At 70.1% G+C, this 21,882-nt stretch carries 22 protein-coding genes, 1 tRNA gene and 1 pseudogene; 14 read left to right on the forward strand and 10 right to left on the reverse strand.

All coding sequences use genetic code 11. The features are described 5' to 3' along the window. Nucleotides 1–38: 38 nt before the first annotated feature. Genes ACFFCA_RS12605 through ACFFCA_RS12620 form a run of 4 tightly spaced genes read right to left on the reverse strand, consistent with a single transcriptional unit; the run spans nt 39 to nt 4,474 of the window. A complete protein-coding gene (locus ACFFCA_RS12605) occupies nt 39–956 on the reverse strand; it encodes an NAD(P)/FAD-dependent oxidoreductase (protein WP_375485294.1) in 918 nt (305 codons plus the stop codon). 8 nt (nt 957–964) lie between these two features. Beyond that, on the reverse strand, nt 965–2,569 hold the full coding sequence (locus tag ACFFCA_RS12610) for an APC family permease (protein WP_375485296.1): 1,605 nt from the start codon (nt 2,567–2,569) through the stop codon (nt 965–967). Between the two features lie 17 nt (nt 2,570–2,586). After that, on the reverse strand, nt 2,587–3,990 hold the full coding sequence (locus ACFFCA_RS12615; protein ID WP_375485298.1) for an aspartate aminotransferase family protein: 1,404 nt from the start codon (nt 3,988–3,990) through the stop codon (nt 2,587–2,589). 28 nt (nt 3,991–4,018) lie between these two features. Then, a complete protein-coding gene (locus ACFFCA_RS12620; protein ID WP_375485300.1) occupies nt 4,019–4,474 on the reverse strand; it encodes an Lrp/AsnC family transcriptional regulator in 456 nt (151 codons plus the stop codon). A 298-nt stretch (nt 4,475–4,772) separates the two neighbouring features. Between ACFFCA_RS12620 and ACFFCA_RS12625 the strand changes: the two genes are divergently transcribed. Genes ACFFCA_RS12625 through ACFFCA_RS12645 form a run of 5 tightly spaced genes read left to right on the forward strand, consistent with a single transcriptional unit; the run spans nt 4,773 to nt 10,389 of the window. Further along, nucleotides 4,773–5,969 carry an ABC transporter ATP-binding protein gene (locus ACFFCA_RS12625; RefSeq protein WP_375485302.1) on the forward strand — a complete coding sequence of 399 codons (1,197 nt, stop codon included), beginning with the start codon at nt 4,773–4,775 and terminating at the stop codon, nt 5,967–5,969. Nucleotides 5,970–6,004: 35 nt separating this feature from the next. Continuing rightward, nucleotides 6,005–7,231, forward strand: coding sequence for a spermidine/putrescine ABC transporter substrate-binding protein (locus ACFFCA_RS12630; RefSeq protein ID WP_375485304.1), 1,227 nt, complete (start codon nt 6,005–6,007; stop codon nt 7,229–7,231). Continuing rightward, on the forward strand, nt 7,228–8,124 hold the full coding sequence (locus tag ACFFCA_RS12635) for an ABC transporter permease (RefSeq protein WP_375485306.1): 897 nt from the start codon (nt 7,228–7,230) through the stop codon (nt 8,122–8,124). The genes ACFFCA_RS12630 and ACFFCA_RS12635 overlap by 4 nt, the downstream gene beginning before the upstream one ends. Nucleotides 8,125–8,140: 16 nt before the next feature. After that, nucleotides 8,141–8,998, forward strand: coding sequence for an ABC transporter permease (locus tag ACFFCA_RS12640; RefSeq protein ID WP_375485308.1), 858 nt, complete (start codon nt 8,141–8,143; stop codon nt 8,996–8,998). Next, on the forward strand, nt 8,995–10,389 hold the full coding sequence (locus ACFFCA_RS12645; protein ID WP_375485310.1) for an NAD(P)/FAD-dependent oxidoreductase: 1,395 nt from the start codon (nt 8,995–8,997) through the stop codon (nt 10,387–10,389). The genes ACFFCA_RS12640 and ACFFCA_RS12645 overlap by 4 nt, the downstream gene beginning before the upstream one ends. An 11-nt stretch (nt 10,390–10,400) precedes the next feature. Here ACFFCA_RS12645 and ACFFCA_RS12650 read toward each other — a convergent pair whose 3' ends face one another. Then, nucleotides 10,401–11,003 carry a DM13 domain-containing protein gene (locus ACFFCA_RS12650; protein ID WP_375485311.1) on the reverse strand — a complete coding sequence of 201 codons (603 nt, stop codon included), beginning with the start codon at nt 11,001–11,003 and terminating at the stop codon, nt 10,401–10,403. Nucleotides 11,004–11,080: 77 nt separating this feature from the next. On the opposite strand from ACFFCA_RS12650, the gene ACFFCA_RS12655 reads away from it, so the two are divergent. After that, nucleotides 11,081–12,034 carry an acyl-ACP desaturase gene (locus tag ACFFCA_RS12655; protein WP_375485313.1) on the forward strand — a complete coding sequence of 318 codons (954 nt, stop codon included), beginning with the start codon at nt 11,081–11,083 and terminating at the stop codon, nt 12,032–12,034. Nucleotides 12,035–12,082: 48 nt separating this feature from the next. Here the strand turns inward: ACFFCA_RS12655 and ACFFCA_RS12660 are convergent, their stop codons facing one another. After that, nucleotides 12,083–12,361 (reverse strand): DUF2631 domain-containing protein, encoded by a 279-nt coding sequence (locus tag ACFFCA_RS12660; RefSeq protein WP_375485315.1) that lies wholly within the window; start codon nt 12,359–12,361, stop codon nt 12,083–12,085. Nucleotides 12,362–12,438: 77 nt separating this feature from the next. On the opposite strand from ACFFCA_RS12660, the pseudogene ACFFCA_RS12665 reads away from it, so the two are divergent. From ACFFCA_RS12665 to ACFFCA_RS12675, 3 genes and pseudogenes are all read left to right on the forward strand, one after another. Continuing rightward, nucleotides 12,439–14,010: pseudogene (locus tag ACFFCA_RS12665) on the forward strand (MBL fold metallo-hydrolase); the annotation flags it as partial. Between the two features lie 167 nt (nt 14,011–14,177). Beyond that, nucleotides 14,178–14,687: a SigE family RNA polymerase sigma factor gene (locus ACFFCA_RS12670; RefSeq protein WP_375485317.1), complete on the forward strand. Its 510-nt coding sequence runs from the start codon at nt 14,178–14,180 to the stop codon at nt 14,685–14,687. Between the two features lie 2 nt (nt 14,688–14,689). Then, nucleotides 14,690–15,508, forward strand: a complete 819-nt coding sequence (locus ACFFCA_RS12675; protein WP_375485319.1) for a hypothetical protein — start codon at nt 14,690–14,692, stop codon at nt 15,506–15,508. Here ACFFCA_RS12675 and ACFFCA_RS12680 read toward each other — a convergent pair. Beyond that, the gene (locus ACFFCA_RS12680; protein ID WP_375485321.1) at nt 15,492–16,364 is read right to left on the reverse strand and encodes a DNA-methyltransferase; all 873 of its coding nucleotides are present in this window, start codon (nt 16,362–16,364) and stop codon (nt 15,492–15,494) included. The genes ACFFCA_RS12675 and ACFFCA_RS12680 overlap by 17 nt on opposite strands. A gap of 59 nt (nt 16,365–16,423) precedes the next feature. On the opposite strand from ACFFCA_RS12680, the gene ACFFCA_RS12685 reads away from it, so the two are divergent. Both ACFFCA_RS12685 and ACFFCA_RS12690 read left to right on the forward strand, forming a co-directional pair. Beyond that, on the forward strand, nt 16,424–17,038 hold the full coding sequence (locus ACFFCA_RS12685; RefSeq protein WP_375485323.1) for an HNH endonuclease signature motif containing protein: 615 nt from the start codon (nt 16,424–16,426) through the stop codon (nt 17,036–17,038). Between the two features lie 29 nt (nt 17,039–17,067). After that, nucleotides 17,068–17,141: transfer RNA gene (locus tag ACFFCA_RS12690), tRNA-Leu, on the forward strand. Nucleotides 17,142–17,160: 19 nt separating this feature from the next. Here the strand turns inward: ACFFCA_RS12690 and ACFFCA_RS12695 are convergent. Both ACFFCA_RS12695 and bcp read right to left on the reverse strand, forming a co-directional pair. Continuing rightward, nucleotides 17,161–17,421 carry a TraR/DksA family transcriptional regulator gene (locus ACFFCA_RS12695; protein WP_375485325.1) on the reverse strand — a complete coding sequence of 87 codons (261 nt, stop codon included), beginning with the start codon at nt 17,419–17,421 and terminating at the stop codon, nt 17,161–17,163. 76 nt (nt 17,422–17,497) lie between these two features. After that, the gene (bcp, locus tag ACFFCA_RS12700) at nt 17,498–17,971 is read right to left on the reverse strand and encodes a thioredoxin-dependent thiol peroxidase (protein WP_375485327.1); all 474 of its coding nucleotides are present in this window, start codon (nt 17,969–17,971) and stop codon (nt 17,498–17,500) included. A gap of 69 nt (nt 17,972–18,040) precedes the next feature. On the opposite strand from bcp, the gene ACFFCA_RS12705 reads away from it, so the two are divergent. The 3 genes from ACFFCA_RS12705 to ACFFCA_RS12715 are packed head-to-tail and all read left to right on the forward strand — an operon-like array spanning nt 18,041 to nt 19,970. Further along, entirely contained in the window at nt 18,041–18,292 is a 252-nt protein-coding gene (locus ACFFCA_RS12705; RefSeq protein WP_375485329.1) for a DUF3618 domain-containing protein, read from the forward strand. 56 nt (nt 18,293–18,348) lie between these two features. Beyond that, nucleotides 18,349–18,966 carry a DUF47 domain-containing protein gene (locus ACFFCA_RS12710; protein WP_375485331.1) on the forward strand — a complete coding sequence of 206 codons (618 nt, stop codon included), beginning with the start codon at nt 18,349–18,351 and terminating at the stop codon, nt 18,964–18,966. A 2-nt stretch (nt 18,967–18,968) separates the two neighbouring features. After that, nucleotides 18,969–19,970 carry an anion permease gene (locus ACFFCA_RS12715; protein ID WP_375485333.1) on the forward strand — a complete coding sequence of 334 codons (1,002 nt, stop codon included), beginning with the start codon at nt 18,969–18,971 and terminating at the stop codon, nt 19,968–19,970. Between the two features lie 6 nt (nt 19,971–19,976). Here the strand turns inward: ACFFCA_RS12715 and ACFFCA_RS12720 are convergent, their stop codons facing one another. Next, complete coding sequence (locus ACFFCA_RS12720; RefSeq protein WP_375485335.1) at nt 19,977–21,860, reverse strand: protein kinase; 1,884 nt, start codon at nt 21,858–21,860, stop codon at nt 19,977–19,979. Nucleotides 21,861–21,882 lie beyond the last annotated feature (22 nt).

The raw sequence follows: 21,882 nt of genomic DNA on the forward strand, positions 1-21,882 counted from the left end.
CCCTGAGCGGCCGGCGGGGGCGATCATCGTCGGGAGCGTCAGGCCAGCCGCTGGGCGAGCTCGATCCCGAGGCGTCGGCCGGACAGCCACGCCGACTCGACCCGGGGTGAACCCTCGGGGCACCACGAGTCGGTGCACAGCCCGACCGGACGGTCGCGCTCGACCAGGCCGAACGGTGCGCCGCCGTGCGTGCCGGCCGGCTTGGCGAAGGTCCACCGGTGCGCCTGCGTCCAGGCCGGTGACATGTCGAGGCCGAGCAGGCGTGCGACCGCGTCGGCCACCGGACGCTCGACACCCGACGGGTCGCCGAGGTGAGCCGCGGCCAGTTCCGAGGTCGTGTGCGCGACGAGGACCGACGCTCCGTCACCGCGCCGCGAGCCGTCGTCAGCGATGAGGGTCAGCTCTGGGTCGTCGTTGACGAAGGCCGCGTCCATGGACCACGACCGTCGCTCGTAGCCCAGGGCCACCGCGATCACCGGCTCGAAGGTCACCCACTCGACCCCGTCCGCCTCGACGTCGCCGAGCAGCCGCGCCGCCTGCGGGTCGGGCATGGCCAGCACAATCGCGTCGTGGTCGAGTTCGCCGAGCTCGGTGACCTCGCGCTCGAGTTGCGGTGCGGGCAGCAGGTCACGCACCAACGACCGCAGCCCGCCCGGCGCCGCCCAGCGCGGGGGACCGCTCTTGCGCTCGTGGCTACCGGGTGAGAGCACGTCGAAGGTGTCGGTCCACTCGCGCACGAGACCGTGTGACGCCCACCCGTCGAGCAGCGCGGCGAAGTCGGGGTCCTTGGCGGTGACGTAGGCGGCGCCGAGATGCACGCGCCGCCCGCGCACTTCCGGCGACGCCATCCGGCCACCCGGCGCGCGCCCGCGCTCGAGGACGTCCACCGAGACCCCGGCCGCCGCCAGGACGTTCGCGCACGCCGCGCCGGAGATCCCGCCTCCGATCACTGCCACACGTGCGGTCACAGGGTCTTGACCTGGGAGAGCTCCGGCTGGTCCGGGACCATGGTCGGGGTGTCGCGGTGCAGGATCTCCCCGCGGAAGAACGCCGGCGCAATGGCCTGCCACACGAACATCAGGATGATGCCGAGGACGAACGTGCCCACGCCGAGCAGGAAGACGCCGCCGATGTGCCAGTGCGGCGCGAAGCCCATCTGCCAGCCGGTGTAGCTCGCCGCGCCGACCTTGAGCGGCGACAGCCAGTCGTCGTGGAAGCTCCAGATCAGCACGCCGAACAGGATGACTCCGCCGAGGAAGGGCAGCAGGCCCTGGAAGAGGAAGTTGCGCGGGCTGCTCGTCAGGTTGTGCCGGTAGTACCACGCGCACGCGAAGCCGGTCAGGCCGTAGTAGAACGCGATCATCATGCCCAGCGACGTGACGCAGTCGGCGATCACGTTCGATGCGTCGCTGGTGTAGTTCAGCAGGACGTAGAGCGCGATGGACACCCCGCCGAAAGCGAGGGTCGAGACGGTGGGCGTCAGGTACTTGCGGTGCACCGTGGCGAAGGCCCGGGGCAGCGCGCGGTAGACGGCCATGGACAGCGAGGTACGCGCCGTCGGCAGGATGGTGGTCTGCGTCGACGCCGCCGCCGAGGTGAGAACCAGGAACAGCAGCAGGTGCACCATGACGCTGCCGTAGGCACCGCCGCCGAAGACGGCACGACCCAACGCTCCGAAGATGTCGGAGGAGTTGTCCTGGTTGTTCAACCCGATGCCCTTGCTGCCGATGCCGGCGAAGGCCTGCGACGACAGGGTCAACAGGGCGTAGGTGACGAGCAGCATTACCGTCGAGATCACCGCGGCCCGCCCCGGCGTCTTGGCCGGGTCGGCGGTCTCCTCGTTCACCGCCACCGCGCTGTCCCAGCCCCAGTAGATGAACAGCATGAGGATGAGCCCGCGCACGAAGGCGGAGAAGTCGCCGATGGCGAAGGGGTTGAACCACGACCACGACGGGTCGATGGCCTGCGGGCCGGCGCTGCCGTGGCCCACCTTCACCAGGGCGGTGACGGCGAAGATGATGAGCACGATGATCTCGAGGACCAGGAAGATCTTCTGCAGCCAGGCCGACAGCTCGACGCCGATGTAGCAGATCGCGGTCATGACCACGATCCACGCGACGCCGACCAGCAGCACCCAGCCACTGGTGGCGTCGGAGCCGATGCCGTCGGCGTTGAAGAGCAGGAACACGTACTGGCCGGCGACCTGCGCCAGTGACGCCATGACCAGGATGTCCGCGGCGATGATGCCCCAGCCGCCGAGCCAGCCGGTCTTCGGGCCGAAGGCACGGGTGGCCCAGGTGAAGGTCGTGCCGCAGTCGGGGTCGGCCTTGTTCAGCTCCTGGTAGCCGATCGCCGTGAACAGCATGGGGACGAACGCGAGGATCACGACGATCGGCGACTGCACGCCGACGAACGCGACGATGAAGCCGAGCGTGGCCGCGAGGCTGTAGGCCGGCGCCGTCGAGGCGACGCCGATGACCACGCTGGACGCGAGGCCCAGCGCGCCGCCCTTCAACCCCTTGCCGGCGGCCGTGTTGGAGGCACTCGCCAGCGGACCACCCGCCGGCATCGACGCGTCGACGGCCATTACAGACGGGCCCAGGCCTCGGTCAACACCGAGCGCAGTACACCTTCGATCTCGTCGAACTCGGGCTGACCGATGATCAGCGGCGGGGACAGCTGCACGACCGGATCACCGCGGTCGTCGGCGCGGCAGTACAGCCCGGCCTCGAACAGCGCCTTGGACATGAACCCGCGCAGCAGCCGCTCCGACTCGTCGTCGTCGAAGGTTTCCTTGGTGGTCTTGTCCTTCACAAGCTCGATCCCGTAGAAGTAGCCGTCGCCGCGCACGTCGCCGACGATGGGCAGGTCGAGCAGCTTCTCCAGCGTCGAGCGGAACGCACCCTCGTTCTGCAGCACGTGCTGGGTGAGGCCTTCCCGCTCGAAGAGGTCGAGGTTGCGCATGGCCACCGCGGCCGACACGGGGTGCCCGCCGAAGGTGTAGCCGTGGGGGAACGACACGTCGCCCTGGTAGAACGGCGCGGCGATGCGGTCGCTGACCAGGCAGGCGCCGATCGGCGAGTAGCCGCTCGTCATGCCCTTGGCGCAAGTGATCATGTCCGGGACGTAGCCGAACTTGTCGCAGCCGAACATCGTGCCGAGGCGGCCGAAGGCGCAGATGACCTCGTCGGAGACGAGCAGGACGTCGTGCTTGTCGCAGATCTCGCGGACCCGCTGGAAGTACCCGGGCGGGGGAGTGAAGCAGCCGCCAGAGTTCTGCACCGGCTCGAGGAACACCGCGGCGACGGTGTCCGGGCCCTCCATCTCGATGGCGAAGTCGATCTGGTCGGCGGCCCAGCGGCCGAACGCCTCGAGGTCGTCGCCGTACTCGGGCGCGCGGTAGAAGTTGGTGTTCGGCACCTTGTGCGCGCCGGGCACCAGCGGCTCGAAGTACTTCTTCGCGTCGGGGATGCCGGTGATCGACAGGGCACCCTGCGGCGTGCCGTGGTAGGCCACGGCCCGGCTGATGACCTTGTGCTTCATCGGCTTGCCGACGAGCTTGAAGTACTGCTTGGCCAGCTTCCACGCCGTTTCGACGGCCTCGCCGCCGCCGGTGGTGAAGAAGACCTTGTTCAGATCACCCGGTGCGTAGGAGGCGAGCCGGTCGGCCAGGTCGATGGCCGGCGGGTGGGCGTAGGACCACAGCGGGAAGAAGGCGAGCTCCTTGGCCTGGTCGTACGCGGCACGGGCGAGCTCCTCACGTCCGTGTCCGGCCTGCACGACGAACAGCCCGGCCAGCCCGTCGAGGTACTCGCGGCCGTTGACGTCGTAGATGCGCGCGCCCTCACCGCGGACGATGGTGGGCACGGCCGCCTCGGCGTAGGACGACATGCGGGTGAAGTGCATCCACAGGTGGTCGCGGGCCTTCGCCGACAGGCCGTCGCCGTCGAAGTCGTGCGTTCCGCTGGTCTCGACCGGGGTGGTCGTCATGGGTGATCTCCTGACGGGGCACGCCGCGTTAGTGCGTGCCCCAGTTGTAGGTCTGCTTGACGAGCTTGAGGTAGAGGAACGACTCGGTGCGCGTGACGCCCGGGATCGCGCGGATGTGCTTGTTCACGAGCTCCAGCAGGTGCGCGTCATCCTCGACGACCACCTCGACGAGCAGGTCGTAGGAGCCGGCGGTGACGACGATGTAGTCGACGGCGTCGACCGCGGCGAGCTGTTCGGCGACCTGCTCCACGTCGCCGGTGACCGACACCGCCACCATGGCCTGCTTGGCGAACCCGACCTGCATGGGATCGGTGACGGCCACGATCTGCATGACGCCGGTGTCGACGAGCTTCTGGACGCGTTGCCGGACCGCGGCCTCGGACAGCCCCACCGCCTTGCCGATCGAGGCGTACGGCCGGCGGCCGTCCTCCTGCAACTGGGCGATGATCGCGCGGGAGACCTCGTCAGGAACGCCGTTCGGCATGACTGACGACTCCTTCTGCGCGAGGTGGGCTTGGCGAACGATGTCGTTGCCGCGAGGCTAACAGACAACCGGATCCGTCGTCTGCAAGCGTTTCGACGACGTGTTCGTTCCGCAGCCGGATCTGTCGCTGTGTGTTTGCGGTTTTCGTGGCCGAAGGGGTGACGAACGCCGCCGACCGTGCGTAAATGAGGGCCGATCGCGGGATTTCGTGACGGCAACGGGGTTCATCCGGCGGAAACAGTCACCAGGTTGGCTGTGTCCTGGCACGCGAGGCAACGGCAGAACGAGGGGAGACGGCGTGGGGGAACGCCCGAAGGACACGCGCGCGGCGGGCACGGCGGCGATCGAGCTGGTCGGCATCGCCAAGCGGTTCGTCTCGAAGCGGGGCACGGTGACGGCCGTCGAACGCGTCGACCTCACCATCGGCGAGGGTGAGTTCTTCTCGCTGCTCGGACCGTCGGGGTGCGGCAAGACCACGACGCTGCGCATGATCGGCGGTTTCGAGGAACCCACCCAGGGCCAGATCCTGCTCTACGGCAACGACGTCGTCGGGGTGCCGCCCAACCGTCGCGACGTGAACATGGTCTTCCAGTCCTACGCGCTGTTCCCGCACATGTCGGTGTTCGACAACGTCGCGTTCGGTCTGGAACGCAAGGGTGTGCAGAAGGCCGAGGCGCGTACCCGGGTGGGCGAGATGCTCGATCTCGTGCAGCTCGACGGCAAGGCCGACCGACGCCCCAAGGAGCTGTCCGGCGGTCAGCAGCAGCGGGTCGCGCTGGCCCGCGCGCTGGTGAACCGCCCGCGTGCGCTGCTGCTCGACGAGCCGCTCGCCGCCCTGGACCTCAAGCTGCGGCAGGCGATGCAGCTCGAGCTCAAGCGCATCCAGCGCGAGGTCGGCATCACCTTCATCTTCGTCACCCACGACCAGAACGAGGCGCTGACCATGTCCGACCGCCTCGTGGTCATGAACGCGGGACGCATCGAACAGCTCGGCGCGCCGCGCGAGGTCTACGAACGCCCGCGCACGCGGTTCGTCGCCGGCTTCATCGGCACGTCGAACCTGCTCACCGGTACCGTGCGCTCCCTCGACGGGGGCACCGCCGTCCTCGACACGGGCGCCGACGAGAGCATCGTCGTACCCGGTGCGGCCGAGGCCGGCGCGGCCGTCGGCTCGCCGCTCGACGTCACCGTCCGGCCCGAGAAGATCGTGCTCAGCGCCCAGCGCCCCGACGCCGGCCGGTGTGCCGTCCGCGGCCGCGTCACCGAGGTGGTCTACCTCGGCACGTCGACCCAGTACGCCGTCACCGCCCTCGACGGCAGCGAGTTGCTCGTGTTCCTGCAGAACGCGGCCGACTCCGACGACATCGCGAACCGCAACGACGACGTCTGGCTGTCCTGGCGCGCCGAGCACTGCCTGCCGCTCGGCGAGCCGTTGAGCGGGGCGTCCGGTCCCGTCGACGTGACGAAGGACCCGTCCCTGGTCGCCGCCTCGTGAGCGGGCCGGACCTCCCGCCGGACTTGTTGCGCGGCTTGACGCAGGCGCGCGTCTCACGCCGCCGCATGCTGCAGCTCGGCGGTCTGTCGGCCATGGGCGCCGTCCTCTCCGCGTGCAGCATCCCCGGATCTCAGGGCGGCGGGTCCAAGCTGAGCCTCAACGGTGCGCGGCGCCAGATCGACGACTTCTGGCGGAGCCAGACCAAGAAGGGCCAGCTCAACTTCGCGAACTGGCCGCTCTACATCGACACCGGCAAGAAGGCGAGCGATCACCCGTCGCTGTCGCTGTTCACTGAGCAGACCGGGATCAAGGTCAAGTACGACGAGGTCATCCAGCAGGACGACACGTACTACGGGAAGATCGCACCGGTGCTGAAGCAGGGCCAGGGCACCGGCTATGACCTCATGGTCATCACCAACGGCATCTACCTCGACAACCTGATCGAGCGTGACTACGTCATCCCGCTGGACCAGAGCCGGATGACCAACTTCTACGCCAACGCCTCGGATCTGGTGAAGAACGCCAGCTACGACCGCGGCAACGTGTACACGATGGCGTGGCAGTCGGGCATCACCGGCATCGGCTACGACCCCAAGCGGGTCGGCGGCAAGATCAAGAGTTGGAACGACCTGCTGGACCGGCGCTTCGCCGGCAAGATCGGGATGTTCGCCGACAACGAGGACCTGCCGAACTCGGCGCTGTGCGCGATCGGTGTCAACCCGGAGAACTCGACTCCGGCCGACTGGAAGAAGGCCGCCGCGTGGCTGCGCAAGCAGCGGCCCCTGGTGCGCAAGTACTACCAGCAGGACTACGTGGCGCCGCTGTCCAAGGGCGACCTGTGGGCCTCGATGGCGTGGTCGGGTGACATCTTCCAGGCCAACGCCAACGGTGCCTCGCTGGAGTTCGTGGTGCCCGAGGAGGGTGCCGCGTTCTGGACCGACAACATGTGCATCCCCGCGCACGCCCAGCACCCGCTCGACGCGATGACCTACATGGACTGGGTCTACAAGCCGAGCGTGGCCGCCATGATCGCCGACTACGTCAACTACATCACCCCGGTGCCCGCCACGCAGAAGATCTTCGCTACCGACGCCAGAACCGCGACCAGCAAGGACGACAAGGAGTACTACAGCGGGTTGTCGACCAGCCCGCTCGTCTTCCCGTCCGCGGCCGACTATTCGCGGTTGCACCGGTACCGCGTGCTCAGCGCGGAGGAGCAGCAGACCTGGAACGGTCTGTTCGAACCGATCTACCAGTCATGACCGCCGCCACCGGTACCCCGCGTCGCCCGAGGCGGCGGTGGGTGGGGCGGCTCGCCCCGTACGCGCTGGTCCTGCCGGGCTGGCTGTGGCTCGTCATCTTCTTCGTGCTGCCCACGTTGTCGATGCTGTCGGTGTCGACGATGACCGGCAACGACCTGCAGGGCTTCAAGCAGACCTTCCACCTGGCCACGTACAGCCACGCCTGGGACCAGTTCCACGTGCAGATCGTGCGGTCACTGGTCTACGGGCTGATCGCCACCGCGCTGTGCCTGGTCATCGCCTACCCGGTCGCGTACTGGATCGCGTTCCGCGGCGGTCGGTACAAGTCCATGCTGCTGTTCCTGCTGCTGCTGCCGTTCTTCGTGTCCTTCGTGATCCGCACGCAGTCCTGGGAGTTCATGCTGGACGACCACGGCATGGTGCTGGGGTTGCTGCGCACCGTGCACCTGGCCGACGGCGGCACCCAGATCCTGCAGACGCCGACCGCCGTCATCGGCGGGCTGGTCTACAACTTCCTGCCGTTCACCGTGCTGCCGATCTACGTGGCCCTCGAGCGCGTCGACCCGGCGCTGCTCGAGGCGTCCGCCGACCTCTACGCCAACAAGGCCACCGCGTTCCGCAAGGTGGTGCTGCCGCTGTCGATGCCGGGGGTCTTCGCCGCGGTGCTGCTGACCTTCGTGCCGGTGGCGTCGGACTACGTCAACGCCCAGATCCTCGGCGGCGCGCGGACGACGATGATCGGCACGGTCATCGAGTCGCAGTACTTCACCAACCTCAACTACCCGACCGCGTCGGCGCTGTCGTTCATCCTGATGGCCCTGCTGCTCGTCGGCGTCTTCGCCTACGCCCGTTTGCTGGGCACCGACGACGTCCTCGAGATGGCGGCGGCGTGATGACGGGAGGGGGCAGATGACCGCGCTGGCCGGCGCCGCGCTCGAGGAGGCGGCCGAGCACGAACAGCAACCGGCTCCCCGCACGCGTCGCCGCCGCGGTTGGCTGCTGCCCCTGTGGGGCTGGCTGGTGATCGTCTGGCTGTCGGCACCGATCGTCGTCATGATCGTGTTCGGGTTCAACGACGGCAACGGCCGCGGCGTGAGCACCACCTGGCGTGGCTTCACCCTGAAGTGGTACCAGCAGCTGTTCGGGATCAACGACCTGACGGACGCGCTGATCAACTCGCTGACCGTGGCTCTGCTGACGACGGCCATCGCGGTGGTGCTCGGCACCCTGATGGGCGTTGCCCTCGGGCGGTTCCGTTTCCGGGGTGTGGGGTCGGTGAACCTGTTGCTGTTCGCCAACATCGCCGCGCCGGAGGTCGTGCTCGGTGCCGCGCTGTTGAGCCTGTTCCTGACCCTGAACATCCCGCGCGGGTACCTCACCATCCTGATCGCCCACGTCATGTTCAGCGTCGCCTACGTGGTGGTGACCGTGCGGGCGCGGATGTCCGGGATGGACCCGGCTCTGGAGGAGGCGGCGCGCGACCTCGGCGCCGGCCCGGTGGCGACCTTCTTCCGCGTCACCCTGCCGGTGATCATGCCGGGGGTGACCGCCGGCGCGCTGCTCGCGTTCGCGCTGTCGATCGACGACTACATCATCACCTCGTTCAACAACGGGTCCACCCAGACGTTCCCGCTGTGGGTCTACGGTGCCGCGCAGCGCAACGGCGGCAGCGTGCCGCCCCAGGTCAACGTGATGGGGACGCTGATCTTCGGGTTCGGTGTGCTGCTCGCCGTGGCGGCCGGGCTCAGCGCGCGCCGCAAGTCATGAGGCCGCACCCGTCGCTGGCCGACTCGGCGCCCGGGTCCTTCTGGTTGGACTCACCCGTTCGTCCCGACCCGCTGCCGGCGTTGACGGGCTCGGCGCGTGCCGACCTGACCGTGGTCGGCGGCGGGTACACCGGGCTGTGGACGGCGCTGCTGGCCAAGGAACGCGACCCGTCCCGCGACGTCCTGCTGCTGGAGAGCCGCACCTGCGGGTGGGCCGCCTCCGGACGCAACGGCGGGTTCTGCGCGGCCAGCCTGACGCACGGGCTCGACAACGGCCTGACGCGGTTCCCCGACGACATGACTGCGCTCGAGCGCCTCGGCGCCCAGAACCTCGACGAGATCGAGAAGACCGTGTCCCGGCACGGGATCGACTGCGACTTCGAGCGCACCGGTGAGCTCGAGGTCGCCACGTCGCCCCACGAGGTCGAGTGGGTGCGTGACGACGTCGAGCAGGCACGCGGGCACGGGCACGAGGCGGTCTTCCTCGACACCGACGCCGTGCGCGCCGAGGTGGCGTCCCCGACCTACCTCGCCGGGTCCTGGCACCGGGACCGGGTTGCGCTGGTCGACCCGGCACGCCTGGCGTGGGGGCTGCGCACGGCGTGCCTCTCGGTCGGGGTGCGCATCGCCGAGAACACGCCGGTGACCGGGCTGCGCCGGGACGGGCCCGGGGTGCGGGTGACCACCGAGCACGCCGTCGTGCGCTCGGCGCGTGCCGTGCTCGGCACCAGCGCGTTCCCCGGCCTGCTGAGGCGGATGCGCCCCTACACCGTTCCGGTCTACGACTACGTGCTGGTGACCGAGCCGCTGTCCGCGGCGCAGCTCGACTTGATCGGCTGGCGTAACCGGCAGGGCGTCGGCGACGTCACCAACCAGTTCCACTACTACCGCCTGACCTCGGACGACCGGATCCTCTGGGGCGGTTACGACGCGATCTACCACTGGCGTAACGGCTTGCGCGAGGAGCTCGACGAGCGCCCCGCCACGTTCGACATGCTGGCGCGCCAGTTCTTCGCGACCTTCCCCCAGCTCGAGGGTCTGCGGTTCACCCACCGCTGGGGCGGGGCGATCGACACCTCGACCCGTTTCTTCGCCTTCCAGCGCGCCGCGGTGTCCGGCCGGGTGGCCTACAGCGTCGGCTACACCGGCCTCGGCGTCGGCGCGACCCGCTTCGGGGCCCAGGTGGCCCTCGACCTGCTCGACGGCCGCGACAGCGACGCCCTGCAGCTCGAGGCCATCCGGTCGCGCCCGTGGCCGTTCCCGCCCGAACCGCTTCGCTACGCCGGCATCCAGCTCACCCGCTTCGAGCTCGCGCGCGCCGACCGCAATCAGGGCCGGCGCGGTCCGTGGCTGCGCCTGCTCGACCGGCTCGGCCTGGGCTTCGACTCCTGACGCGGTGACGGTCAGCCGACCGGGGCGAGCTCGGCGGCGCCGAAGGAGACGCTGAAGCGCTTGCACCAGATCGTGACGCTCGTCAGCGTCCGCAGGTCGGCGTCCTTCGGGATCCGGTACACCTGGTTGCCGAGGTTGCCCTTCAGGGTGCCGAGGTTGACGTGCGTGCCGTCGTCGAAGACGTGCCAGCCCTTCTCGCCGCGCAACACGGGCGCGTCGGTGAGCCACACGTGCACGTCCGGGCCGTCGCTGGTGTCGAGGTCGGCGACGGCGAGCACGCGGCTGCCGTCCGGCTGGCGCACGACGCTGACCGTGCCCGAGGTCGAGTGCTCGTGGCTGATGAGCCGGCCACGGGACAGCAGCACGGCCTGCGACGGGGACGGGCGGGTCGGCGTGGGCCGCGCGGCGTCCAGCGACGGTGCGGTCGCGGGTGGGACGGTCGGCGGAGCCTGCGTGGGCGAGGTTTCGGCGACGGCCGGCAGCTTCTCGTCGACCCGGTGGTCGACGACGAGCTTCCAGGGCTGGAACCAGGCCAGCCCGGTGGCAACGACGGCGGCAGCCACGAGCGCTGCTGCGCTCCACAGGATGCGCCGGCGGCGACGGGGTGCGGCCATGCCGGCAGCCTAGGGTCGGCCCCCGTGATCCACGGTGACGATCCACGAACGGCCGAAGTTACGGTACCGTAGGTTGTATGTCCGTACTCGCACCTGCCGACACCGACGAAGGCATGCAGTCGCGCCTGCTGCACGAGCTGGAGCCGGTCGTCGCGCAGAACCTCGAACGTCACCTCAAGGCTGCGAAGCCGTGGCACCCGCACGACTACGTGCCGTGGTCGCGCGGCCGTGATTTCGCGTTCCTCGGCGGCGAGGACTGGAAGCCCGAGGACTCGCCGCTCGACCCGGTCGCGCGCACGGCGATGACCGTCAACCTGCTGACCGAGGACAACCTGCCGTCCTACCACCGCGAGATCGCCACCCGCTTCAGCCGCGACGGCGCCTGGGGCGAGTGGGTCGGCCGCTGGACCGCCGAGGAGGGCCGGCACGGCATCGCGCTGCGCGACTACCTCGTCGTCACCCGCGGGGTGGACCCGGTCGAGCTGGAGAACCTGCGCATGCTGCACATGACGGCGGGTTACGACTCCGGGGACAAGACCGCGCTGCAGGCCGTCGCGTACGTGTCGTTCCAGGAGCTCGCCACCCGCGTGTCGCACCGCAACACCGGCGCGGCGGCCGGTTGCCCGCTGGCCGAGCAGCTACTGGCCCGCGTCGCCACCGACGAGAACCTGCACATGGTCTTCTACCGCAACCTGGTGGCCGCCGCGCTCGAGCGCGAGCCCGACGCCACCGTCTGCGCCATCCGTGACGAGGTCGTCGGCTTCCAGATGCCGGGTCAGGGGATGCCGAACTACCTGCGCAACTCCGCCACGATCGCCAAGGCCGGCATCTACGACCTGCGGCTGCACCACGACGAGGTCATCGCGCCGGTGCTGCGCTACTGGAAGATCTTCACCCGCGACGACCTGGGGCCGGCCGGCGAGCAGGCCCGTACCGAGCTGGCGGAGTTCATGACCGCGCTCGACGGGCAGGCCTCGCGGTTCGAGGAGAAGCGCGAGGCGCAGCGCGCGAAGGCCGCCGCCCGCAGCTGAGCGGGCGGGCCGGTCCTCGACCGGCGGGTGAGCCGCCCTACGAGTGGGTCAGCCCCGCCAGGAGTTCTTGCGCTTCTGCCGCGCCACGATCAGTCCGATGACGAGCAGACCGGCGCTGATGCCGAGGAACAGCGCGCCCTGCAGGTTGTAGTGCGTCGAGGTCATCATGAGGATGAGCACGATGGCCACGATCCAGCCCGCGACGATGGTCCAGCGGCCGAACTCCCCGTGCCAGCCCCAGTCCTCGGGGTGCTCGGTCGGGTGGTCGTGCTTGTAGTCGTCGGGCAGGGCGAGGTCGGGCTCTTCGCTCCCGGGCTTGAGGGCCACGGCATGCTCCTGTCGGGACGCGTCGTCGGTGGGGCTGGTTCATTCTGACACTGCGGTCACTGGCTACCGTGGGCGCCATGCGCATCACCGGTCTGGGTCACGCCAGCGTCCTGCTCGAGACCGCTCACGGCAGCGTCCTGACCGACCCCTGGGTCAACCCCGCCTACTTCGGGTCGTGGTTCCCGTTCCCCGACAACTCGGACCTCGACTGGGACACCATCGGGCAGGCCGACTACCTGTTCGTCTCCCACCTGCACCGCGACCACTTCGACCCGGAGCACCTGCGCAAGCACATCAGCAAGAAGACGACGGTGCTGCTGCCCGAGTACCCGACCAGCGAGCTCGAGGACGCGCTGCGCGACTGTGGCTTCACCTCCTTCGTGAAACCGGCCTCCGGTGACGTCGTGCACCTCGACGGGCTCGACATCATGATCCAGGCGCTCACCTCGCCCACGGACGGCCCGATCGGGGACTCGTCGCTGTGGTTGTCCGACGGCACGCACCGTGTGCTGAACCAGAACGACGCCCGCCCGTCGGAACTGTCGGAGTTCCGCGAGCTCGGCCCCGTCGACGCCTACCTCATCCAGTTCTCGGGCGCGATCTGGTTCCCGATGGTCTACGAGCTGCCGGCGCGCGCCAAGCAGGCGCTCGGCAAGACCAAGCGCGAGCGCCAGTTCGACCGCACCCTGCGCTACATCGAGGAACTGGACGCCACCTACGTCTTCCCGACCGCGGGGCCGCCCTGCTTCCTCGACGAGGAGCTGTGGGGCTTCAACGACATCTTCGGCGACGACTCGAACATCTTCCCGGACCAGACCGTCTACCTCGACTTCCTGGCCTCCAAGGGGCACGACGAGGGACGGTTGCTGCTGCCCGGATCGGTGGCGACGGTCGACGAACCCGGCTGCCCGGTCGAGCACCCCTACGACCCGCAGACGATCTACGCGTCGAACGAGACCAAGACCGCCTACCTGCGTGAGATGCAGGCCCGGCGGATGCCCGAGGTCGAGGCCGTCAAGGCCACCTGGCCGCACCCGGACACCGATGTGCTCACCGCCCTGCAGGAGTGGTTCCACCCGCTGCTCGAGGAGTCGACACACATCGCCGACGGGATCAACGGCGGCATCCGCCTGACGTGCGAGGACGCCGAGCGCGGGGACGTCGACATCGTGATCGACTTCGTCGAGCGCCGCGTCAAGGCCTACGACGACGAGAAGGTGCGCTACCGGTTCCGCACCCGACGCGCGTACGTCGAGCAGCTCATCGCCGAGCACGAGATCGACTGGGTCAACTCGTTGTTCCTGTCCTGCCGGTTCTCCGCCCAGCGCATCGGCCCGTACAACGAGTTCGTCTACGTGTTCTTCAAGTGCCTGTCCGAGGAGCGCCTGAACTACGCCGAGGGCTGGTTCCTGGAGCAGAACTCCGCCGAGGCCGCCGAGACGATCACGCTGGACGGCTGGGAGATGCAGCGGCGCTGCCCGCACCTCAAGGCCGACCTCTCGCGCTTCGGCACGGTCGCCGACGACCCCAAGCAGGGGCCCGTCATGACCTGTCAGATGCACGGCTGGAAGTGGCGGTTGTCGGACGGCAAGTGCCTGTCGTCGGTCGGGCACGACCTGCGGTGCGCTCCCGAGGGGGAGCCGGTCCCGGGCATGGTGACTGCGCCCCCGCACGACCCGGAGTCCGAGCGCTCGCACCACGGCCACCACGACGCGGAGACCGTCGACGGCTGAGGCCGCGCAGCCCGGTGTCGCCCCGCGTGCAACCCGACGGTCGCGGATCTCGTCTCTAGTGGGATCAGGGCGACGGGAGGGTCATGCGAGGCGACGACGAACGGCAGTTCACCGAGTTCGTGCGGGAGACGTCCGTCGGCCTGCGCCGGACTGCCTACCTCGTCTGCGGTGACTGGCACCAGGCCGAGGATGCGGTGCAGAACGCCTACGTGCGGCTGTACCAGACCTGGTCGCGGGTCCGGGACCCGGCGGCACGACACCGCTACGTGCGCACCACCGCGTTGCGCTGGCTGATCGACGACAGCCGGCGGCCGCGGCGGCGTGAACGAGCGAGTCGCACCCTGCCGGATGGTCCCGCCCCGTCCGTCGACGACGCCGAACGCCTCGACGTCCGGGCCGCGCTCAAGCAGGTCCCGCCACGTCAACGCGCGGCGATCGTCCCGCGCTACTACGAGGGCTACGACGTGGCGGAGACCGCGGCCTTGCTCGGTTGCTCCGAGGGGACGGTCAAGAGCCAGACCGCACGCGGGCTGACCACCCTGCGCACCGTGCTCGGCACCGACGAGCTCATCGACATCCGAACGGAAGGCTGACCATGTCCGACATCACGCTGCTTCTCGACTCGGCGCTCGCCGGGGAACCCCACACCGCGCCCGACGTCGAGGCCATCCTGACGGCCGCCCGCCGGCGACAACGCCGTCGCCGCCTGGCGTCGGCCGGGACGGGCCTGGCGGTCACCGCAGGCCTGGCCGGGGTGGCCGTCGCCGTGGCGGGCGCCGGTGGCTCGTCGTCCGCTCCGGCCGGGGACGGAACGATGTCCGCCGCGAGCTCGCACACACCGATCGTGCCGGGCTACTTGCCGCGCGCGAACGCGGGCGCCATCGCGTCCGCGATGTCTCGAGGCCCGTCGGGCGGGACCGTCGTGCACGGCATCACCCGCTTCAACCTCGCAGCACTGATCGAGCAGAAGGCGGGCGTGCGGCTGTCCGGCGTGCAGGTGCAGGACCTCACGCCGACGGGGGACATCAACCTGTCCGCCGGGCTCGCGAGTGCCCAGGGCCAGTACGTCAACGTCCAGGTGTCCCCGGCCGGGACCACGCCCACCACCGCCCCGACGTGTGCCGACCTGAGCGGTGCGGGGCCCGACGGGGACGGCTACACCGGCCCGTGCACCGTGACCCCGTCGGCCGGCGGGGGCTACCTCGTCGTGCGCTCAGGGCGGACCGCTGACGGACGGTCCGCCGTCACCCAGGCCATCGTCGTGGACCGTAACGGGAGGTCGATCATGGCCGAGACGACCAACTCCCTCGCGCCGCGCGGCCACCAGCGGCAGACGGCGATCGTCAGCCACAACCCGCCGCTGTCCATGGACCAGTTGCGCGAACTGGTGCAGCGCCTCAACTCGGACCGTTGACCACGGTCGCCCCGGGGAGCCGTCGCCGCATGACGTCGACGGCCTCCGGGTTGCGGTCGACGAGCACGAAGCGCCGCCCGAGTTCGGCCGCCACCGCGCCGGTGGTGCCGCTGCCCGCGAAGAAGTCCAGTACCTGGTCACCCGCGCGGGAGGACGCCTGCACGATCCGTCGGAGGATGCCCTCGGGTTTCTGGTTCGGGTAGCCGGTCTTCTCCGCGCCGTTGGTCGGCACGATGGTGTGCCACCAGACGTCCGTGGGCAGCTTGCCGCGGGCCGCCTTCTCGGGCCCGACGAGCCCGGGGGCCAGGTAGGGGATGCGCTCGACCGCGTCCTGGTCGAAGAAGTGCCCGCCCGGCGTCCGGACGTAGACGAAGATCGTGTCGTGCTTGGCGGGCCACCGGTCCTTCGCGCGGCCGCCGAAGTCGTAGGCCCAGATCAGCTCGTTCAGGAACGCCTCGGGCCCGAAGACGTGATCGAGCAGCAGCTTCACCGCGTGGGCCTCGCGGTAGTCGATGTGCAGGTACAGCGTGCCGGTCGCGCTCAGCAGGCGACGCGTCTCGTGCAGCAGCGGTTCGAGCATCCCGAGGTAGTCGTCGTGCACGTCGAGGTAGGCCCGGCGGGAGGTCTCGGTGGTGGCGTAGCGCCGGCCGGCGAAGCCCGTACGGTCGCCGTCGTCGTCGCGAACGGTGCGGACGGTGCGGACGGTGCGCCGCTGCTGCACCCTGCCGGTGTTGAACGGCGGGTCGATGTACACGAGCTGGAACGACGCGTCCGGCAGCGTCGGCAGCACGTCGGCACAGTCGCCCTCGATGATCAGATCGCCGGTCAACGGTGGCCATTTCTGTCGGAGGGTCACGCAACGATCGCAGTATGCCGCGACCACGATCCTGGACCGATGACGACCTTCGTGACGCCGTGCCCGTCTGTGCGTCGCTGAACGAGGTCTGCTACCTCCTCGGCCTGCATGCCGGCGGTGGAACGTACGAATCCCTCCGCCGTCGTATCGCGCGCCTCGGAATCGAGGCGTCGCATCTGCCCGCGGTCGAAGCACGCACTCGGAAGAACCCGCGTTGGACCGACGCCGAACTCAGGATGTTGGTGCGGGACAGCAGATCTGTGTCCGAGGTGTTGAGGCGCCTTGGTTACGTCCCGAGCGGGGGGATGTACCGATACGTCAACGCCAAGATCCGGACGCTGGGAATCGACACCAGCCACTTCCCCGGCCAGGCCTGGTCACGCGGTATGACCTGTCCGGAAGGCAGCCGTTCGCGACCACTCGAGGAGATCCTCGTCCTCGGGTCGACTTACCCCAGCGGACGACTGCGGGAGCGGCTCGTCGCCGCTGGTCTCAAGACCGCCCACTGCGAGATCTGCGGTACAGCCGATTGGCAAGGGAAGCCGCTGTCCTTGGCACTGGACCACATCAACGGTGATCCGATCGACAACCGGTTGGAGAATCTCCGTATCCTGTGTCCGAACTGCCACGCACAGACCGACACCTGGTGCAGGCGGAATGTCGGGCGCGTGTAGTCCGCGTAGTCCGACGGCGAAGCGCGCTAGCCGGCGTACTCCAACTGGCAGAGAGGCTGGTCCTAGGAACCAGGCAGTGCGGGTTCGAATCCCGCCGCCGGCACAAGACGCACGGGATGTCGCTAGGCCCGCACCCGGGCGTGATCGATGCAGTACGGGGTCGCGGGGCGGGCCTCCAGGCGGGCGTCGCCGATCGGGCGGCCACAGGTCACGCACCGCCCGTACGTGCCGTCGGCCACCCGCTCGACAGCGGCGTCGACCTCGGCCAACGCCGCCTCGGCCGCCCGCAGCGAGCCCACGGACTGCGCGCGCTCGAAGCCGATCGTCGCGCCCTCGGGGTCGTGCTCGTCGTCGCCGGTGGTCGACGACGCGGAGTCCAGCACGTCGTCCAGCTCGGCGCGGGCCGCCGCGATGCGCTCGAGAGCAGCCGCCCGGAGGGCGGGCAGGCGGCCGTCCGGGTCAGGCAGCGTCCAGCCCCAGCTCGCGGCGGAGCTTGGCCACGTGCCCGGTGGCCCTGACGTTGTACTGCGCGACCTCGATCGCACCGCCCTCGCCCACGACGAAGGTCGAGCGGATGACCCCGGTGACCTTCTTGCCGTACATCGTCTTCTCGCCGTACGCGCCCCAGGCCTCGAGCGTCTGCTTCGAGACGTCGGACAGCAGCGGGAAGGTGACGTGGTCGCGCTCGCGGAAGGTCGCCAGCTTGGCGGGCTTGTCGGGCGAGACGCCCAGCACGACGTAGCCGGCGGCCTGCAGTGCGTCCAGGCTGTCGCGGAAGTCGCAGGCCTGCGTGGTGCAGCCGGGCGTCATGGCGGCCGGGTAGAAGTAGACGATCACTGTGCGCCCGCGCAGGTCGGACAGCGTCACGTCGTTGCCGTCGGCGTCGGGCAGGGTGAAGTCCGGGGCCGGGTCGCCGGGTTCGAGTCGGGTCACGCCGGCTGACGCTACCGATGCCCTAGGCTCGTCGCGACGGGCGGCGGACGCCCGGACGAGGGGAGTGGCGTGGCCGGCGAACGCAGCGCGGACGACATCCAGCGCGACATCGAGCAGTCCCGTGTGGCCCTGGCGGCCGCCGTCGACCAGCTGGCCTACCGCGGCAACCCCAAGCGGATCGTCGAGAAGACCACCCAGTCGCTGCGTGCCCGGGCCAACTCTCCCCAGGGCCGCGTCGTCATCGGGGTGACCGGCGGGCTCCTGGTGCTCGTGATCGTGCGCCGCGTGCAGAACAGCCGAGGGTCGTCCCGCCGAAAGTGACGACGACACGTCCGGCAGGTGAACGACAGGGAAACGGTCGTCTATAGGGTGACCGCGTGGCCTTCCGACTCACCCCGCGTGACACGGCGTTCTACGACATGTTCACCGAGGCCGGGCGCAACGTCGCCGACAGCGCCGGGGTGCTCGCCTGGCTGATCGACCCGGACGTCGATCGGGAGGCGGTGGCCAAGGCCCTGCGCGAGCGCGAGCACGCCGGCGACTCGGTCACCCACCGGATCATGCGGCAGCTCAACACCAGCTTCGTGACGCCGTTCGACCGCGAGGACATCTACCGGCTGGCCTCGGCCCTGGACGACGTCGTGGACGCCATCGAGGCCGCGGCCGACTTCATCGTCCTCGCCGGCGTGGGCGCCCTGCCGCCGCTGATGATCGACCAGATCCGGCTGCTGGAACGCTCGGCCAACGAGACCGCCGAGGCGATGTCCCGGCTGCGCACCCTGCGCGACCTCGAGCCGTACTGGATCGAGGTGAACCGGCTCGAGAACGAGTCCGACCGGGTCTACCGCAAACTGCTGTCCAGGCTGTTCAGCGGCGATTTCGACGCCCTGACAATGGTCAAGCTGCGCGAGGTCGCCGACGGATTCGAGGACGCCGCCGACGCGCTCGAGCACGTGGCGCACGCGGTCGAGTCCATCGCCGTCAAAGAGTCCTAGCGGTGGGCCCCACGGCACTTGTCGTGGTCATCGTGGTGACCGCCCTGGCCTTCGACTTCACCAACGGCTTCCACGACTCGGCCAACGCGATCGCGACGTCCATCTCCACCAAGGCGCTGACGCCGCGGGTCGCGCTGGCCATGGCCGCGGTGTTCAACGTCGTCGGCGCCCTCATCTCGACCAAGGTCGCCAAGACGGTCGGCGGCGGCATCATCGACCCACCCTCGGGCGGCACGTCGGGGCTGATCGTCGTCCTGGCCGCACTCGGCGGCGCGATCGCCTGGAACCTGCTGACCTGGTACTTCGGGTTGCCGTCGTCGTCGTCGCACGCACTGATCGGGGGACTGGTCGGCGCGGCCCTCGCCGCGTCCCGCAGCGTCAAGTGGCAGGGCGTCTTCGACAAGGTCATCGTGCCGATGATCGTGTCGCCGATCGTCGGGTTCGGCCTGGCCTACGCCGTGATGGTCGGGGTGCTCTGGATCTTTCGTCGGTCCAACGTGGTGCGGGTCAACCGCGGGTTCCGGTGGGCCCAGATCGTCTCGGCCGCCGTCATGTCGTTCGGGCACGGCACGCAGGACGCGCAGAAGACCATGGGCGTCATCGCCCTGTGCCTCGTCGTGAGCGGCCACCTGGGCGCCGGCGCCGACATCCCGCTGTGGGTGATCCTGTCCTCGGCGGCTGCGATCGCGGCCGGTACCTACTCGGGAGGCTGGCGCATCATGCGCACGATCGGGCGGCGCATCTACCCGCTCACCCCCGCCAGCGGTTTTGCGGCCCAGTCCGTGGCCAGCGCCGTGCTGCTGGGTACTGCGGGGCTCGGCCTGCCGGTGTCGACCACGCACGTCGTGACGTCCTCGGTCATGGGGGTCGGCGCAACGCAGCGCTTCTCGGCGGTGCGGTGGAGTGTCGCCGGCAACATCATCTTCGCCTGGGTCCTGACCATCCCGGCGGCGGCGGCCGTGTCCGCGTTGATCTGGGCGGTGCTGCACGCCGTCACGTCGTGATGCCGGCTACCTGCCTCCCAGCCAGCGCAGGTAGGCGGCGGGGACGTCGGTGAGCACCAGGTCGGCGCCCGCCGCGCGGGCCGCGGCCCATTGCGCAGGCGTGTCGACGGTGAACACCACCGAGCGCAGCCCTGCCGCCCGCAGACTCGACAGGTACGCCCGGGTCGCGACGTCGGCGGGGACCGCGACCCAGCGCACGCCCGCGGCGCGGAAGGTGGCCGGCGCCGTCCTCGTGTCGGCGACGAACTGCAGCAGCGAGAGTGTCGTGCCCAGTGGCGTTGCCGCCGCCCGCATCTTCGCCAGCTCGGCCGGGTAGAGCGACGTGACGACGGCGCGGTCGATCAGGTCGTGGCGTTGCAGCACGGCGAGGAACCCGCTGACCTGCTTCGGCGTCTGGGCGACCTTGACCTCCGCGAACAGGGTGGCGCCGGTGACGGCCTGCAGACCCTTCGCGACGTCGTCGAAGGTCGCGATCGGGTAGGTCCTGCCGTTCGGCGATGCGGACGCCGGGGTGTGGCAGCGTGCCTTCAGCACCGCCCAGGTCGTCGAGCTCACCGTGTACGGGCCACCCGTGCACTCGAGATTGGCGCGCGTCGTCGGGTCGTGGACGATCACGGGGACGCCGTCGGAGGTCCACCGGACGTCGGTCTCGACGCCGTACCCGTCCTTGGCCGCCTGCACCAGCGCGGGCAGTGACTCCTCGGCGTAGTTCTCCCGCCCGCCGCGGTGCGCGAGGACGCGGAGCGGCCCCGAGCCCGAGCCCGCGCCGGCCGAGGTGGCCGAGGTGGCGGTGCCCGCGGCCGACCGGTCGGGGGCCTCGGCCTGCCCGGTCCGCGACGCGCTCGCCGTCGATCCCGCGCCGGCCTGTGAGGAACCGCCACCACCGTGGGTGACGATCGCGGTGATCCCCCCGGCGAGCAGGAGCAGCACGGCGGCGGCCGCGATCCACCAGCCCCGTCGACGGCGGACGGGGGTCGTGGCCGCGGCGGGCGCCGCCGACGTCGGCGTGGGGGCAGCCGCCACCGTGGTCCGTCCCGCGGGCGCCGCAGCGGGTGTGGGCGCCGGCGTCGCGGCGGGTCTCGCGAACCCGGCGAGGGCAGCCACGACGTCGTCGACGCTCGCGCGCCGGGACGGGTCGCGGTCCAGCATGCGCGCGATCAGCGGGGCCAGTTCGGGTGCGCGGTGCGGCACCGGCAGTTCGCGCAGCGCGATCGCCGCGATCAGGGTGGGGGTCGTGTCGCCCTGGAAGGCGGGACGTCCCTCCACGGTCTCGAACAGCACGGCGCCGAGGGCCCAGACGTCGCTCGCCGGCGACGCAGCCGAACCGTCGAGCAGTTCTGGCGCGAGGTAGCCGACGGTGCCGGTGAAGAAGCCGGTCCGGGTCAACCGTGCGTCACCGGCGGAATGGGCGATGCCGAAGTCGGCGAGCTTGGCGACGTCGCGGCGGGTGACCATGATGTTGGCCGGCTTGATGTCGCGGTGGATGATGCCCGCCTCGTGCGCGGCGGCGACCGCGCCGGCCACCTGGCCGACGATGTGCGCGGCGCGAGGAACGGGCACACCGCCGTCGGCGAGGACGTCGTCGAGCGTCGTGCCCTCGACGTACTCCATGACGATGAACGGCTCGCCGTCCTCGGCCACGAAGTCGGTGACCGCGACGAGGTTGCCGTGGTTCAGCCGGGAGGCGGCGAGGGCCTCGCGGCGGGCGCGTTCGACGTCCTGCGCCGACTCGGGGGAGTCCGCGCGGTAGCCGAGCAGTCGTTTGATCGCGACGTGCTTGTCGCCCAGGCGGCGGTCGGTGGCCAGCCAGACCTCGGCCATGCCGCCGCGTCCGAGGCGGCGCACCAGCGTGTAGCGGCCGCCGATGAGCGTGCCCTCGCCACCGTCCACGTCGCCTCCTCACCGCTCGCGG

The organism is uncultured Jatrophihabitans sp. (genome assembly GCF_964252635.1).
Taxonomy (GTDB): domain Bacteria; phylum Actinomycetota; class Actinomycetes; order Mycobacteriales; family Jatrophihabitantaceae; genus Jatrophihabitans.